Below are 14,367 nucleotides of genomic sequence, written 5' to 3'. Positions count from 1 at the left end.
CAGATCGGGCCATTTCGGGCCCGCGCATTGAAAGTATGTTGACGATACTCAGGCAAGAAGATCGTGACGAAAAGCCGGCGGCGCGCTGGTCGCCGATCTATTATGGGCTGAGGGACGCCATAGTCAGCCACCGCCTCGCCCCCGGTACCAAGCTGCCGGAAGACGAGCTTGCATCGATCTATTCGGTAAGCCGCACCGTCGTGCGTGCCGCCCTGCAGGCCCTTGCGCACGACCGGCTGGCGCGACTTGAGCCCAATCGCGGCGCCTTCGTCGCCCAGCCGTCGAAGATCGAGGCCCGTGAGGTATTCGAGGCGAGGGCGCTGATCGAACCCAAGGTGGCCGCGCTTGCCGCCAGGGCGGCGGTGCCGTCGGACATCGTGCAATTGCGTCAGCATCTCGAAAAGGAGCATGAGGCGCTGCATGACGGCCGCGACAGCGATGCCATCGTGCTGTCGGCGCGCTTCCATGTCGGCATCGCCGAGATCGCGGCGCATTCGGTGTTCACAAACTTCGTCCGCGACCTCGTTTCGCACTCCTCGCTGATCATTGCGCTTTACTGGAAGCGCCGCGACGCGACCTGTGAGAAGCACGCCCATCACGCCCTGGTCGACGCCATCGAGGCCGGCGATAGCGCCGACGCCGCCGCCCTGATGAACAGCCATCTGGTCGACCTGCTGTCAGGGCTGGATCTTACCGACAAGGTGGAGAAGTCCGACAGCCTGGCGGATTTGCTGCGCGCCTGAAGAAGGCGTGCCCAGTTAGGCCGCTGCCGCCTGCGCATAATCCATCCGCTCGAGGTCGGTGATGAGGCCGGGCCCGGTCGGCTGCCAGCCCAGATGCCCACGCGTCCATGCGCTGGACGCCGGCATGTCGAGGCCGGCGAACATGGAAAGCCATTCGAAATGGCCGGCCGCTTCTTCCTGCGAGAGCGAGACCACCGGCACGTTGAGGCCGGCGCCGATCACTTCCGCGATTGCGCGCGTGGCGATGCCTTCCTCCGCGACGGCGTTGTAACGCACGCCGGCTTCGTGCTTTTCCAGCGCCAAACGATAGAGCTTCGCGACATCCAGCACATGCGCCGCCGACCACCGGTTGCGGCCCTCACCAACATAAGCCGACACGCCCTTGGCGCGCGTGAGCGCCACCAGCGGTGTGATGAGGCCCTGCTTCACCGTGTCATGCACCTGCGGAAGCCGCACCACCGCTACCTTGACGCCCTTCTCGGCCATCGCCGCGCCGGTAAGCTCCGACAGGATGCGCGGATTGGGATGATCGGTGTTGAACACGTCCTCTTTCGCCGGTTGCCCGTGTTCGGCGGAGCCCATGCCGACGCCGGACGTGATGACAAGCAGCCGGTCCGAACCGGCCAGCGCACCGCCCAGCGCCTCGATCACCCGTTTGTCTTTTTCGCAGTTCGCGACGAAGTTCGAGAAATTGTGATCGAAGGCGGTGTGGATCACCGCGTCCGATTTTGCCGCGCCGTCGCGCAGGCTGTCGAGGTCTTCGAGGTCGCCGCGATGGGCCCCGGCACCCGCGGCCGCTAGCGACCGCGCGCCGGCGTCGGAGCGGGTCAGGCCAAGCACCTGGTGCCCGGCGGCAAGAAGCTCGGGCACGATCCTGGAACCGATGAAGCCGGTCGCGCCGGTAAGGAATACACGCATGGGAGGGTCTCCTCTTGTTGTTTCGAGGCCCTTCTTGCGCTATAACTCATTCTGTTAAAGTAGTGACTTTATCATGGTATAATAGTTAACAGGATCGCAATGCCGGTCGAGACGACCAACAAGCTTGGCATCTTTTTGCGAGATCGTCGCATGCGCCTCGATCCAGCTGCCTTCGGCTTCGCCACGGGGCGGCGGCGCACGCAAGGCTTGCGCCGCGAGGAAGTGGCGCAGCGCGCCAATATCAGCCCGACCTGGTACACCTGGCTGGAGCAGGGGCGGGGCGGCGCCCCGTCGGCGGATGTGCTCAACCGCATCGCGACCGGGCTTATGCTGACAGAGCCCGAGCGCGAGCACCTGTTCATGCTGGGTCTCGGGCGGCCTCCGGAAGTCCGCTACAAAAGCGTCGACAGCGTGACGCCGCGCCTCCAGCGTGTCCTTGACGCCTTGGACCCCAGCCCGGCGATCATCAAGACCGCGACATGGGACGTGGTCGCCTGGAACCGCGCCGCGGCGGCAATGCTGACCGACTATTCCAAGCTGCCGCGCGAGCAGCGCAACATCCTGCGCCTCATGTTCGGCAACCCGCGTGTGCGCGACGCGCAGGACGATTGGGAGAGCGTCGCCCGTTTCGTGGTCGGGTCCTTCAGGGCCGATGCCGTCCGCGCCGGCGCCGGCGCGGAGGTCACGGAACTCGTCGAGGAGCTTTCCCGGATCAGTCCGGAGTTCGCCGCGCTCTGGCGGGGCAACGACGTCGTCCCCGCTCATGGCGAAGGTGTGAAGCGTCTGCGCCATCCCGAGATCGGGCTGATCGAGCTGGAGTTCTCGGTCTTCGCGGTCGACGGCCGCCCAGAACTCGGCATGATCGTCTACAATCCTGTCACGCGCGCGGACGCCGAACGCATCCAATCGTTGATCGCGTCGCGCCCGGCATGATGGTGGGCCGCCATATACGGCGGCCCACCACAAAGACTGAAGTAGAGACCGCCTCAGTAGCCGACGGTAAAGCGCTGCCGGATATGCTTCGGGTTTTCGATCTCGTCCGCCATGACGATGGCGTAGTCCTCGAAGGAGATGCTGCTGCCCTTGTCGTTCGTCAGCAGCGTGTCCTTGCCGAGCAGGAACTTGCCGGTGCGCTCGCCCGCGACGAACAGGGCCGAAGGCGACAGGAAAGTCCAGTCGAGATCGGTGACGGTCCTGAGCTTGTCCAGGAAGTCCCCGCCCTTGAGCGCCTCAGCCTTGTAGATGGCCGGGAATTCCGGCGTGTCGACCAGGCGCTTGCCGGGCGCGACTTCGAGGCTGCCGGCGCCGCCGACGACCAGATAGCGCTTGACGCCGGAGGCGCGCACCGCGGCGATCAGCGTGTCGGGATCGCTGGCGGTGAAATGCACCGAGCTGATCACGGCGTCATGCCCCTTGAGCAGCGCGGCGAGACCATCCTCGTCGAAGACATCGCCCCTGACGGCGGTGACGCCGGGCAACGCTGCAATCTTCTCCGGGTTGCGGGCAATCGCGGTGATGGCATGGCCGCGATCGGAGAGTTCCTTGAGCAGGCGCGAGCCGACCTGGCCGGACGCGCCGATGAGTGCGATCTTCATGGGAGTCTTCCTTTGCTTGGGGATCGGGATCACGCCGCCCGGATGTGGGCGACGAGATTGTCGTAGCTGCCGAACAGCGCATTCGAGCCGATAAGCCGGGGCGCGTCGTTGCCGATGACGGCGAGTGAAGGAACGCCGTTGGCATGGAGCCGCTGGAACAGGGCATGTCCGCGGCCGACCAGCTCGCGATGCGCGGCAAGCACCTCGTCCGTCGGCGCGTTCACCGCTGCGGCTGCGTCCGCCATGCCGGCATCGGCCAGCACTTGCGCCACGCCGGCTGCCGTCACGATGTCGCGCCCGTCGGCATAGCGGGCGTGCTGGATCGCTTTCAGCGCCAGCAGCCGCAGGTGGGGGTCGTCCAGGCCTGCGGCGCTTATGCCGAGCGTTGCGGCGCTGGAATCGAGCAAGGTGCCGCGGACATTGAGCACATTGTCGAGATAGGCCTGGCTGAAAACCTGTCCGCTCAGCCGTTCGATGCGCTGGTCGTTGGCCCAGGCATGGGCGGCAAAGCCGGCATCCAGCGGCCGCGCCCCGGCGCCGGAAAAGAGCCCGGTCGGCAGCAGGTCGATGGCGATGCCGCTCGCCGCAAGCCTGTCCAGCATCGGCGTGGCGCCATAGCACCAGCCGCAAAGCGGGTCGAAAAGATAGGTCACGCTGGTGTCGGTCATTGCCATCTGGTCCAGGGAGCATCGTCTCCTGGGTAAATGGCGGTTCGGCCGCTTGCGAAAAACCGCGATCAATCATACAAACTGTCTGACCAAATCAGACAATAGCGATGGCCGACCTCCTCAATCTCAACCGGCTCGTCTACTTCACCACTGTGGTGGAGACCGGATCGTTCACCGCCGCGGCGGATCGCCTCGACGTCGCCAAGGCCGTCGTCAGCCACCAGGTTGGCAAGCTTGAAGCGGAGCTTGGCGCGACACTGTTGCAGCGCACGACGCGGCGCGTCACGGCAACCGAGGAGGGGCGGCAGTTCTATGACCGGGCCGCCATCATCCTGCGTGAGGCCGAGGCGGCCTATGGCGACATCTCGCAAAGCGCGGGCAGGCCGACCGGGACGCTGCGTCTCACCGCCTCGCTCGACTACGGCGCGAAGATCGTCGCCCCGACCATTGCCGAATATCTGAGGAAGTACCCGAAGATGAAAGTCGAGGCGATCTTCGACGATGCGATCAGCAATCTGGTCGACGAACGGATCGACCTTGGCATCCGCATCGGCTGGCTCGCCGATTCCTCCAACCAGGCGCGGCGCCTGGGAACCTTGCAGCAATTCGTCGTCGCGACCCCCAAGCTCGTGGCCGGCCTTCCAGCCGATGTGAGCCCGAAGCTTGCAAAATCCCTGCCATGGGTCGGCAACGCGCAATTGCGGGGCGTCGGCCAATGGTTGTTTTCAAAGGACGGCGAGACGGTGTTGCCTGAGCTCAATCCGGTCATGATCTGCGACAAGACACCGGCCGTGCTGGCCTGTGTGCTGGCCGGCATCGGGCTCGGCATCTTTCCCGACTTCGCCGTCGAAGGCGAAATCGCCGCCGGCCGGCTGGTGCGGGTGTTCGCCGACTGGACCCTGCCGTCCGGCGGCATTCATGCCGTCTATCCGCCGGCCCGTTTCAGGCCGGCCAAGGTGCGCGCATTCGTCGACCTGTTGGCCGCGGCGGAAAGGAAGCGAGCGCGAAGATGACGTGCTCGGCGTCGATGCCTGCGCTAGATTGCGCCAGGCAGCAAGGATGAAGTCTTCGAGGAGATATCCGTGAACGTCAACGAACTCAGGTGGACTGCGTCTGAAAAGAAGCTCGCGCGCCGCGCCTTCGATACAGCTCTGGAGGCAGCGCTCGGCAAAATGATGGCCGAATTCAAAAGCAAGGCCGGCGCCGTGACGACACCTGCCGACATGTGGGACATAGAAGACTACCTGCGGCAGCAACGGCGGAAGATCGATCAGATGTTCGACTATCGCTATTCCCAGCTTACCATCGTCTTTGCCGTTCTCATCCGGGAAGGATATCTGGACGAGAACCTCCTCGCGGGTCTGTCAGAAGACAAGCGGGAGGAGATACGCAGTTTCCTTGCCTGGCACGCCAAGCAGTAGGCGTTGACGACTGGAGGCCGCCAATGATGCGTCAGGCCTGAGCCTGCCGTCCCCGTGGCCGCTTCGGGGAAGCATCGACGCCGCCCGGCTGCCTGATGTGATCGATGAACACACGCAGTTTGGGCAGAACCTGGTGCCTTTCCGGGTAATAGAGAAAAACGCCCGGCGCGGTCACCGCGAAGCGGCCGAGCAACTCCTGCAGACGCCCGTCGGCGATCGGCGCTTCGGCGATCGGGCTTGGCACCTGGGCCAGCCCGACACCCTGGATCGCTGCGCCGAGAAGCGACGGGTAGTCGTGCGCGATGAGCGGGCCAGAGACGATTGCCTCGACAGCCTTGTTGCCGTCGACAAACGACCATGGCGCGACCGAGCCGTTCGAACGGCGCAAGCGCAGGCAGGCATGGTCGCGCAGATCCTCGATACGCTCCGGCGTCGCGCGCCGGCGCAAATAATCGGGACTGCCGACGATCATCATCGGAAACGACGGCGTCAGTCGGACCGCGACCATGTCGGGGGCTATCAAATCCCCTATGCGGATGCCGGCATCGAAGCCCTCGGCGGCAAGATCGGCCAGTTCGCCGCTGGCGACGATCTCCAGTTCGATCTCCGGATAGGCCTGGCAGAAGGAAGCGATCATCGGCTCCAGCAGCACCGGCACCACCGCGGGCGGCACAGAAAGGCGCAAGAGCCCGGCCGGCCGCTGGCCCATTCCGCGTGCGATCTCGCTCGCGGCGATCAATTCCTCGAAGGCGGGCCGGGCGCGTGCCAAAAAGCGCTCGCCGGCTTCGGTCAGGCCGACGCTGCGCGTGGTGCGGATAAAGAGCGCAGCACCTATGCGCGCCTCGAGCGTCCGTATCGCCTGGCTGATCGCTGAAGGCGTGACGGCCAGCTCGGCCGCCGCCTTGCGGAAATTGCGGTGTTTGGCCACGCTCAAAAAAGCCTCGACGCCATCGAGCGCGCCATGCCTGACTGTGAAGTTCTGCTTCATGACCCATCGACATTATCGCGGATAGCCGCTCGCAGAAAGTGGTCGTATTCCTTCCGTGACTTGGAAGCCTGAAGGGAAGTGGCAATGACCGATGACCTCGATCGCGTGCGCGATCACTACCGCGCGACCGGCCTGACCGAACGGCTGAAGACAGCACTGGCAGTCTTTGGGCCGGAGGGACAGCGCCTGATGCCCGAGCAACTGGCTACGCTCGACCAATTCCATACCCGCGGGCTGGCCGCGACAGCCGAGCTCGCCAATCTGGCCGTCATCACCGCCGATATGTCGGTGCTCGATGTCGGATCGGGCGTTGGCGGGCCGGCCCGGTTTCTTGCCGCGACCTATGGCTGCGAGGTGACCGGTGTCGATCTCAGCGAACCCTTCGTCGAGGCCGCACGCTATTTGACCGGGCGAACCGGGCAGGATGGCAAAGTGTCGTTCGAAACCGGCAGCGCTTTATCGCTTCCCTTCGAAGATGGCCGGTTCGACGCAGCGCTTTTGCAGCATGTGGCGATGAACATCGCCGATCGGCCGCAGCTCTACCGCGAGATCAGGCGCGTGCTGAAGCCAGGCGGAAAATTTGCGACCTTCGACGTCGTGCTCGACGGCGGCGATCCGCTCTATCCGGTTCCATGGGCGAAGTCGCCGGGGGAAAGTTTCCTGCTGACGGCCGACGCGACCTGCGAGGCGATCGAAGCCGCCGGCTTCGGCACGCTGGTCCGTCGCGACGACACGGCTGCCGCCAGAGCCTGGTTCGCGGAGCTCCGCACCTCCGGCCCGCCTTCGCTCAACCTTGGCGTCGTCATGGGACAGGGTTTCGCGGAGCCGACGACCAATCTCGGACGCAACGTGATGCAAGGCCGCTTGAGCGTTCTCACCGCAGTGTTCGAAGCGGTGGCCGTCAAGGGTTGACGGAGGCAAAACATGTCACCAGCGATGATCTTCAACATCCATCTCGTGCTCGGCTACGTGCCGTGGCTGCTTTGCTTCGCCGCCTACATCTGGCCCCGGCTCAAGTCGATGGACAACATCGAAGCGCAGCGCGCGATTGCCACGCTGCACAGCTTCCGCTTCTTCGGGCTCGTCTTCCTCGTCCCGGGCGTCATCGGGCCGGACCTGCCCGGCGGCTTTGCCAGCTTTGCCGCCTATGGCGACTTCGCGACCGGTCTGCTCGCCATGTTGGCGCTGCTCGCGGTGGCGAGGCCCGCGATCTTCTGGCCGCTCGTCGTCGCTTTCAACTTGGTGGGCGTGGTCGACATCATCGGCGACTACTATCACGGCACCATGCTCGACCTTCCCGGTCATGCCGGCCAGTTGGGCGCGACTTACGCGATCCCGATCATCTACGTGCCACTGCTGATGATCACGCATGTCGCGGCGTTCTATCTGCTTGTACGTCGCGGGTTCGGCGAGCCCGTGGCAACCTAATAGACCGGCGTCGCCATGTGCTTGGGCGCCGGCCATTCGCTCGTAATCTCCGGCTGCACTGGACGCTCGAGATAGGTCGACAGCACGACATAGCTGCGCGTCGAGGTGACGCCGGGCGTGTCGTAGAGACGGGCCAGGAGGCCTTCGAGCGCGCGCGTGTCCTCGGTGCGCACCTTGAGCAGCATGCAGGTGTCGCCGGCGACCGTGTGGATCTCTTCGACCTCCGGATATTTGGATACCGCCATCAGCTCCGGCGTCTTGCCCCAGCCCCTGGTGTCGATATGCACGAAGGCGAGCAGCGGCTTCTTCACCGCTCGCGGATCGATGATGGCAGATGTAGCGCGGATCGCGCCGCTCCGCTTGAGCCGCTTGACCCGCTCATGCGCCGCCGGCGGCGACAGGCCGACGCGCTCGCCGAGCTCGGCATAGCTGATGGTCGCGTCCTCGACGAGAACGCCTAATATCTTTCGGTCGACAGGGTCGATCTCGCGGGTCGGATGCTTGTTCCGCTGAATGTCATCTGTTTCTGCGTCCATGTGGAAATTCTCCATTGATACGGAATTCAATTCGGCCATTATGATGATATGTCGAATGGTGATCAATCAGCAATTCTGACCGCCGCATCGCGCGCGCCGATCCCGGCCGCCGCCTACCTGCTGACGGGTTGCATCGCCGTCATCGGCTCCAACTCGCTGGTTCTCGGTCCGATCGCGCCCGCCGTCGCGGCTTCGTTCGGAGCCAGCGTGCCGGCGGTGATGACGGCTGCCGCCGCCTTTGGCCTCGGCACGTCGGCCAGCGCGCTCTTCCTTGCCCGCTACATCGATCGGATCGGCGCACGCCGCATGCTGCAGGGCGCGTTGCTGTTGCTGGCCTTGGCGCTGGTCGCCAGCGCCCTGGCGCCGACGGTAATGGCGCTGGTCGCGGCCCAACTCGTTGCCGGCATCGCGGCCGGTATCGCCATGCCGGCGATCTATGCCAGTTCGGCGGCGATCGCGCCGCCGGGACGCGAGAGCGGCACCATCGGCGTCGTGCTGACCGGCTGGACGCTTTCGATGGTTGCCGGCGTTTCGCTGTCGGCGGTGCTTGCCGATCTCATCCACTGGCGCGCCGTCTTCGCCGCCGTGGCGCTGCTGGCGGGAACCGCCGTTGCCGGCCTGGCGATGAGTTCGTTGCACGACACGAGGAAAAGCGGCCCGGCGCCGTCCCCGTTGGGCGCGCTCGCCGTGCCGGGCATCGTGCCGCTGCTCATCGCCTGCGGCGCTTTCATGACCGCCTTCTACGGCGTCTACGGCTATCTCGGCGACCATCTCCACGAAGCTCTCGGCGAACCGGTCAGCGCCAACGGCCTTGCGGCGGTCGCCTATGGTCTCGGCTTCGGCGCGGCCGCTTTGCTCGATGGCGTCATCGACCGCCTCGGCGCGCGTCGGGTCATGCCCTTCGCCTATCTGCTGGTCGCCGCCGTCTATGTCGCGATTGCCCTGGCGAGCGGCGGCTTCGGCGCATTGGTTGCAACGATAGCCGTCTGGGGCCTTGCCAACCATTTCGGGCTGAACGTGCTGGTCATGCGCCTCACCGCGCTCGATCCGTCGCGGCGCGGAACCATCATGGGGCTGAACAGCGCGGTCACCTATCTCGCCGTCACCGTCGGCACCGCAGGCTTCGGCCCGCTTTATACGAGCCTGGGCTTCGCCAACTGCGCACTGATTGCGGCCGGATTGATGCTGGTAGCGGCAAGCGCAGCGGCGTGGCGGTCGGCTGGCTGATCGGGCTGCGCAGTCAGTTCGGGCTCGTAACGACAACTTCGCGCGCGGCCTTCATCAGCCACGGGCATGCGTAATAGTCGCTGATCCGATTGATGGTCCCGTCGGCTGCTTCGATTCGAACCGGGTAGACCGGCTTCCAGCCGTCTTCGCTTCGGTGGAGCACGAGTAGCATGATCTCGCCATCGACCGCGCCGATCGCCATCTTCCAGTTGTCCTCGCCCTTTTCGTATTCGACGAAGTAGATCGATTCCGACAGGGGCCCCCTGAAGCAGTCCGAAACCCGCAATTGGGCGTCCGCGCTGGTCAATGCCCGCACGCCGTCCCAGTCACGGCGGTTGAAGAGTTCGACATAGCGCGCGAGCAGTCTCGCAAGCTCGGGATCTGGCGAAGGCTCCAAGCGGACGGCTGGCTGGCACGGCAGCGCGGCCAGTTTGGCGCGGCCGCGGCTCAACGCGGCCTTGACGCCGCCGACCGTCGACCCGACGAGGTCGGCAATCTCTTCCAGCGAATGGTCGAAGACGTCCTTCAACAGGACGCAAGCCCGCTCCTTCGGCGGCAGGTGGATCACCAGACGTTCAATGGCACGATCGGCGCCCTGGCCCGCCGGTTCGGCCGGCATAACGATCTCGTCGACCGCGAAATTGGTTTCAGCGCGCCGCCGCGTTTGCCGGTTGCGCAGGAAATCGATGCAGCGGTTATGCGCAGTGCGAAACAGCCAGGAACGAAGAGCGCCCGGATCGTCGATCTTCTCGATCTTGCGATAGATCTCGAACAGCGTTTCCTGCATGACGTCCTCGCCATCGAGTGGCGAGCCCGTCATGCGCGTGCAATAGCGGTGCAGCCGTTCCCGCAAATGTGCAACCGTTTCCAGGAATGCGGCATAGCGAATGTCGAAGAGGCCGCTTGGCTCAAGTGTTGGCTGTATCCTCATGGCAACCCGAACACCGTTATGCGCGTCTCGCTAGAGCAATTCCAGGAAAAGTGCGCAGCGGTTTTCCGTCCGGAATTGCGCAAAAACAAAGAGTTAGAGCAGTTCAGCCATTCTATCAAACGCTGAACAGCTCTAAGGCAAGGTCCGTCACCCTACATCAGCCTGATGTCGTCGGGAGTGCGATCGAAGCGATCATGCCTTCCGTCGACATGCATCACGGGCGCTGCCGCCAGCTCTTCTGGATCGATGCCGTCGAGAGCCGCTATCGGAATGGCGAAGACGATGCCGCCAAGCGACGGGATATCGCCGCGCGCCGGCATGCGCACGCCGCAGGTCGCGCAGAAGTGATACTGGATGCTGGGCGCCTCCCTGCCGGGCGGGGTCCATTGATATTTGGTCTGCGCTTCGGTGCCGGACATGAGGCGGTAGTGCCGAGGACCGACGAACCCCACCCAGGAGCGCGTCTTGGTGCATGTCGAGCAATTGCATTTGACCGTTCCCTGGCCGAGGTCGATATCGGCCTCGAACCGAACTTTGCCGCAATGGCAGCTTCCTGCGTAGGTCTTCAGCATAGCTCCATCGTCTCCGTGCTGGCCGACCGGCACGAACGCCGGCCGACTCCAAGACGCATGGCAGCGAGAAAAGGATACGTGCCGGTGATTATGTGGCATGGTCGATTTCATTGCGCGCCGGGGTCATTTCAGCACGCGATAGGTCAGCGTCACGGCGCCGCTTTCGAAGCGGCGCGTGTCTATCAGCTCCAACCTGACCAGGGACGGATCGACATCCTGGAACGCGCGCTTTCCGTGGCCGACCCGAATCGGCAGGATCGACAGTTGATACTCGTCGACCAGCCCGCCGGCGAGCAGGGTCTGGTCGAGCTGGCTGATGCCGTATTTCAGTATATCGCCGCCGCCTTGCGCCTTTATCGCGGCGAGGCCCTCCGCGACGTCGCCTTCGATCAGTGAGGCGTTCCAGCCGACCTCTTTCAGGGTTCGCGACGCGACCAGCTTCTTCAGCCCGTTCATGCGGTCCATATACTTGCCCTGGATCTGCGGCCATCGGCTGGAAAACAGCTCGTAGGTCACACGCCCGAGCAGGAAGAACTCCGCTTCGCCGGCCTTCGCGTAGGAATGTTCCAGCGCATCTCCGACAAAGAAAGGCGACGCCCAGTTCATCGGCGCCTCGATAACCCCGTCGAGCGAAACGAAGCTGCCGACAATCAATTTTCTCATCACAATTCTCCTGCTGCGTGGACGACGCAGCTAGGACGTTTGAGCTGCGCTCCGGGATACGTGGCGCGGGAAATTTTTCCAAGGACCGAGTTGGCTTGCCGACACCTTGGGTCCTTCGATATGCCTTGGCGCGGTATAGGCCGGAGCTGAAGCGCGATGAAGACGACCCTTGAAGTCATGGCCGAGCCCCTGCCGCAGGACCTCGCTTTCCTGAGCGGGAGCCTCACCGCCTTCAACGATGCCGATGTCGGCGGGTCAGGCCGGACGCCGCTGGCGGTCTTTGTACGCGACGAGCATGGCGTCGTCGTCGCCGGCATTTCCGGCTACACCGCCTGGGGCTGGCTTTACGTGCAGTGGCTGTGGGTCGACGAAAAGCTGCGCGGCCGGCGCATCGCCGCCGGCATGCTCGACGCTGCCGAACAGGAAGCCATCGCGCGCGGCTGCCACGGCGCCTGGATCGATACCTTCAATCCGATCGCCGAGAAGGTCTATCAGCGCCAGGGCTACAAGCCGTTCGGCAAATTGCCGGACTTTCCCATCGGCCGCAGCCGCATCTTCCTGCAGAAGAAACTGCCTTAACCCGCCAGCTTTCCGCCGCGCATCGGCTCAGGCGCGCCGGTGGTGCTTGGAAAACTGATCGGCAGGCCGCGCAGCACGCGCGCGGCGAGGAAAGCAAAACACTCCGCTTCTACCGCGTCGCCCTTCCAGCCGAGCGTTTCGGCCTGCACGACCTCGACGCCAGCGCGGCTTTCGAGCATCGCCATCATCGTCGGGTTGTGGCGGCCGCCGCCGCTGACCGCCAACCGCTTCGGCCGGCGTGGCAACAGGTCGAGCGCCTTGCCGACGGCGGAGACGGTGAAGGCCGTCAGCGTCGCTGCGCCGTCCTCCGCGCTAAGCCCCTCGGCCATCGCCGCTGTGAAGTCGAAGCGGTCGAGCGACTTCGGATAGGGTTTGGTCAGATACGGGTGCTGCAGCAGCCTGGCGAGCCGTTCCTCGTCGACCTTGCCGGCGGCAGCCAGTCTGCCGTCGCGGTCCATCTCGCCGAGGCCTTTCGACTTGATGAAATCGTTGACCGGCGCATTGGCCGGCCCGGTGTCGAAGGCGACGATATTGTCTTTGCCGTCCCACCAGGTGATGTTGCCGACGCCGCCGAGATTGAGCACGGCGGTGTCGCCGCTGGCGTCCGCCTCCTTGAGCAGCGCCGCATGGTAGGCAGCAGCCAGAGGCGCGCCTTGCCCGCCGGCCGCGACATCGGCCGATCGAAAGTCGTAGGCGACCCTGGTGCCGAGCAGCGAGGCCATCAGCTCGCCGTCGCCGAGCTGGCGCGTGCGACCGATCCGTCCCGGCTGCGGAGCGCGATGCAGCACGGTCTGGCCGTGAAAGCCGACGACGCCGATATCGGCCATGCTCATTTTCTGGCTCGCGACCAGATCCCTGACCGCCGCCGACTGCGCGCGCGTCAGCGCTTCCTCGGCCTCGCGGAAGATCGCCGGTTCCGGCCCTTCGAAGTTCCAGGCGCGCGCCTGGCGCAACGTCTCTTCGAGCAGGGTGCGGATCGATCGTGGGTAGGGGGCCAAGATATAGGTGCCGGTGTCGGCGACGCGCTCGCCATCCGTCTTGATCAGCGCCACGTCGATGTTGCCGTCGAGCACCGTGCCGGTCATCAGGCCGACGGCCCAGATTGGTTCCATGGTCGTTCCTCGAATCGCTGTTCAAATCACGTGTCGGACGGATCGGCTCGCCAGGCAAGTGTCTCGCTACACCCATCCCGGCCGCCGCAGGGACCGACGGCTTTTTGCGTCGAATGGTGAAAACGGAGCAACGCCGTTCTTGCCTCGCGGCGAAGAAGGCGCGAGGCTGCGGACAAAGAACACCGGCGGGCAGACTGCCCGGATGGATTTTCGCAAGGAGGACAGCACATGGCAGCCAACGTTGCGGTGATCGCAGGCGCAGGGCAGGGGCTCAGCGCTTCATTGGCCCGGCTTCTCGGCAAGGAAGGTTTCCGCGTCGTCCTTGCCGCGCGTAATGTCGACAAATTAGCTGCGCTGGTGAAGGAAACAGGCGCGTTAGCCGTGGAAACCGACGTGTCGGACACGGCCTCCGTCGAGCGGCTGTTCGAGGCGGCCGACAAGGTAGGCCAACTCGAAATTGCCGTCTTCAACGCCAGCGGCCGCACGCGCGGCCCGATCGCCGATCTCGATCCCGAGGCGGTCAGGCAGGCCCTGCTTGTCGGCGCCTATGGCGGCTTCCTGGTCGGCCAGCAGGCGGCGCGCCGGCTTGCTGAGCGCGGTTCCGGCTCGATCCTGTTCACCGGCGCCACGGCAAGCCTCAAGGGCTTTTCCGGTTCGGCCGGTTTCGCCATGCCGAAATTTGGCCTGCGCGGGCTGGCGCAATCGATGGCGCGCGAGCTTTTCCCGAAGAACATCCACGTTGCGCATTTCATCATCGACGGCCAGATCGAGCCGGCAGGACAGGTGGCCGACACGGACCGTCCGGATCGCCGCCTCTCGCCCGACGCAATTGCCGACACCTACCTCGCCGTGCATCGCCAGCATCGCAGCGCCTGGAGCTTCGAGGTTGAGCTCAGGCCCTGGGTCGAGACGTTCTGACCATCCACGGCGACTGCCCGGATCGAACAGCAACGCGCCGCCGCGGCGCTTTTTGTTGTTTTAGAAAG

General features: G+C 64.7%; 18 protein-coding genes. 9 read left to right on the top strand and 9 right to left on the bottom strand.

All coding sequences use genetic code 11. The features are described from left to right. The first annotated feature begins 35 nt into the window (after positions 1 to 35). On the top strand, positions 36 to 743 hold the full coding sequence (locus tag AC0L2L_RS09565) for a GntR family transcriptional regulator (protein WP_027164416.1): 708 nt from the start codon (positions 36 to 38) through the stop codon (positions 741 to 743). A gap of 15 nt (positions 744 to 758) precedes the next feature. On the opposite strand, the gene AC0L2L_RS09560 is transcribed toward AC0L2L_RS09565, so the two are convergent. Continuing rightward, positions 759 to 1,661, bottom strand: a complete 903-nt coding sequence (locus tag AC0L2L_RS09560) for an SDR family oxidoreductase (RefSeq protein ID WP_473577809.1) — start codon at positions 1,659 to 1,661, stop codon at positions 759 to 761. A 99-nt stretch (positions 1,662 to 1,760) separates the two neighbouring features. Here AC0L2L_RS09560 and AC0L2L_RS09555 point away from each other — a divergent pair, with 99 nt between their 5' ends. Continuing rightward, complete coding sequence (locus AC0L2L_RS09555) at positions 1,761 to 2,594, top strand: helix-turn-helix transcriptional regulator (protein WP_473577808.1); 834 nt, start codon at positions 1,761 to 1,763, stop codon at positions 2,592 to 2,594. Positions 2,595 to 2,647: 53 nt separating this feature from the next. On the opposite strand, the gene AC0L2L_RS09550 is transcribed toward AC0L2L_RS09555, so the two are convergent. Both AC0L2L_RS09550 and AC0L2L_RS09545 read right to left on the bottom strand, forming a co-directional pair. After that, complete coding sequence (locus tag AC0L2L_RS09550; protein WP_473577807.1) at positions 2,648 to 3,256, bottom strand: NAD(P)-dependent oxidoreductase; 609 nt, start codon at positions 3,254 to 3,256, stop codon at positions 2,648 to 2,650. 29 nt (positions 3,257 to 3,285) lie between these two features. After that, positions 3,286 to 3,924 carry a DsbA family protein gene (locus tag AC0L2L_RS09545; RefSeq protein ID WP_473577806.1) on the bottom strand — a complete coding sequence of 213 codons (639 nt, stop codon included), beginning with the start codon at positions 3,922 to 3,924 and terminating at the stop codon, positions 3,286 to 3,288. 107 nt (positions 3,925 to 4,031) lie between these two features. Here AC0L2L_RS09545 and AC0L2L_RS09540 point away from each other — a divergent pair, with 107 nt between their 5' ends. Together AC0L2L_RS09540 and AC0L2L_RS09535 are read left to right on the top strand one after the other, a co-directional pair. Next, a complete protein-coding gene (locus AC0L2L_RS09540) occupies positions 4,032 to 4,937 on the top strand; it encodes a LysR substrate-binding domain-containing protein (protein WP_473577805.1) in 906 nt (301 codons plus the stop codon). 69 nt (positions 4,938 to 5,006) lie between these two features. After that, a complete protein-coding gene (locus AC0L2L_RS09535; protein WP_473577804.1) occupies positions 5,007 to 5,345 on the top strand; it encodes a hypothetical protein in 339 nt (112 codons plus the stop codon). Positions 5,346 to 5,376: 31 nt separating this feature from the next. Here the strand turns inward: AC0L2L_RS09535 and AC0L2L_RS09530 are convergent, their stop codons facing one another. Next, on the bottom strand, positions 5,377 to 6,333 hold the full coding sequence (locus AC0L2L_RS09530) for a LysR family transcriptional regulator (RefSeq protein WP_473577802.1): 957 nt from the start codon (positions 6,331 to 6,333) through the stop codon (positions 5,377 to 5,379). Between the two features lie 84 nt (positions 6,334 to 6,417). Here AC0L2L_RS09530 and AC0L2L_RS09525 point away from each other — a divergent pair, with 84 nt between their 5' ends. Together AC0L2L_RS09525 and AC0L2L_RS09520 are read left to right on the top strand one after the other, a co-directional pair. Further along, on the top strand, positions 6,418 to 7,245 hold the full coding sequence (locus tag AC0L2L_RS09525) for a class I SAM-dependent methyltransferase (protein ID WP_473577800.1): 828 nt from the start codon (positions 6,418 to 6,420) through the stop codon (positions 7,243 to 7,245). A gap of 12 nt (positions 7,246 to 7,257) precedes the next feature. Beyond that, positions 7,258 to 7,761, top strand: coding sequence for a hypothetical protein (locus AC0L2L_RS09520; RefSeq protein ID WP_473577798.1), 504 nt, complete (start codon positions 7,258 to 7,260; stop codon positions 7,759 to 7,761). Here the strand turns inward: AC0L2L_RS09520 and AC0L2L_RS09515 are convergent. Further along, positions 7,758 to 8,297: an Lrp/AsnC family transcriptional regulator gene (locus tag AC0L2L_RS09515; protein WP_027164424.1), complete on the bottom strand. Its 540-nt coding sequence runs from the start codon at positions 8,295 to 8,297 to the stop codon at positions 7,758 to 7,760. The genes AC0L2L_RS09520 and AC0L2L_RS09515 overlap by 4 nt on opposite strands. Before the next feature lie 48 nt (positions 8,298 to 8,345). On the opposite strand from AC0L2L_RS09515, the gene AC0L2L_RS09510 reads away from it, so the two are divergent. Next, positions 8,346 to 9,524, top strand: coding sequence for an MFS transporter (locus tag AC0L2L_RS09510; RefSeq protein WP_473577796.1), 1,179 nt, complete (start codon positions 8,346 to 8,348; stop codon positions 9,522 to 9,524). Between the two features lie 13 nt (positions 9,525 to 9,537). Here the strand turns inward: AC0L2L_RS09510 and AC0L2L_RS09505 are convergent, their stop codons facing one another. From AC0L2L_RS09505 to AC0L2L_RS09495, 3 genes are all read right to left on the bottom strand, one after another. Further along, positions 9,538 to 10,455 carry a sigma-70 family RNA polymerase sigma factor gene (locus AC0L2L_RS09505; protein WP_473577794.1) on the bottom strand — a complete coding sequence of 306 codons (918 nt, stop codon included), beginning with the start codon at positions 10,453 to 10,455 and terminating at the stop codon, positions 9,538 to 9,540. A 152-nt stretch (positions 10,456 to 10,607) separates the two neighbouring features. Further along, positions 10,608 to 11,027, bottom strand: a complete 420-nt coding sequence (locus tag AC0L2L_RS09500) for a GFA family protein (protein WP_473577792.1) — start codon at positions 11,025 to 11,027, stop codon at positions 10,608 to 10,610. 123 nt (positions 11,028 to 11,150) lie between these two features. Continuing rightward, positions 11,151 to 11,690: a dihydrofolate reductase family protein gene (locus tag AC0L2L_RS09495; protein ID WP_473577791.1), complete on the bottom strand. Its 540-nt coding sequence runs from the start codon at positions 11,688 to 11,690 to the stop codon at positions 11,151 to 11,153. Between the two features lie 156 nt (positions 11,691 to 11,846). On the opposite strand from AC0L2L_RS09495, the gene AC0L2L_RS09490 reads away from it, so the two are divergent. Then, positions 11,847 to 12,269, top strand: coding sequence for a GNAT family N-acetyltransferase (locus AC0L2L_RS09490; protein ID WP_473577789.1), 423 nt, complete (start codon positions 11,847 to 11,849; stop codon positions 12,267 to 12,269). Here AC0L2L_RS09490 and AC0L2L_RS09485 read toward each other — a convergent pair. After that, complete coding sequence (locus tag AC0L2L_RS09485; protein ID WP_473577788.1) at positions 12,266 to 13,381, bottom strand: anhydro-N-acetylmuramic acid kinase; 1,116 nt, start codon at positions 13,379 to 13,381, stop codon at positions 12,266 to 12,268. The two genes, AC0L2L_RS09490 and AC0L2L_RS09485, sit on opposite strands and share 4 nt — an antisense overlap. A gap of 228 nt (positions 13,382 to 13,609) precedes the next feature. Here AC0L2L_RS09485 and AC0L2L_RS09480 point away from each other — a divergent pair, with 228 nt between their 5' ends. Then, entirely contained in the window at positions 13,610 to 14,299 is a 690-nt protein-coding gene (locus tag AC0L2L_RS09480) for an SDR family NAD(P)-dependent oxidoreductase (RefSeq protein ID WP_473577787.1), read from the top strand. Positions 14,300 to 14,367 lie beyond the last annotated feature (68 nt).

It is taken from the genome of Mesorhizobium sp. WSM4832 (assembly GCF_055811115.1).
Note: the sequence above shows the minus strand (reverse complement) of the source record. Positions and strands in the feature narration are given on the sequence as shown.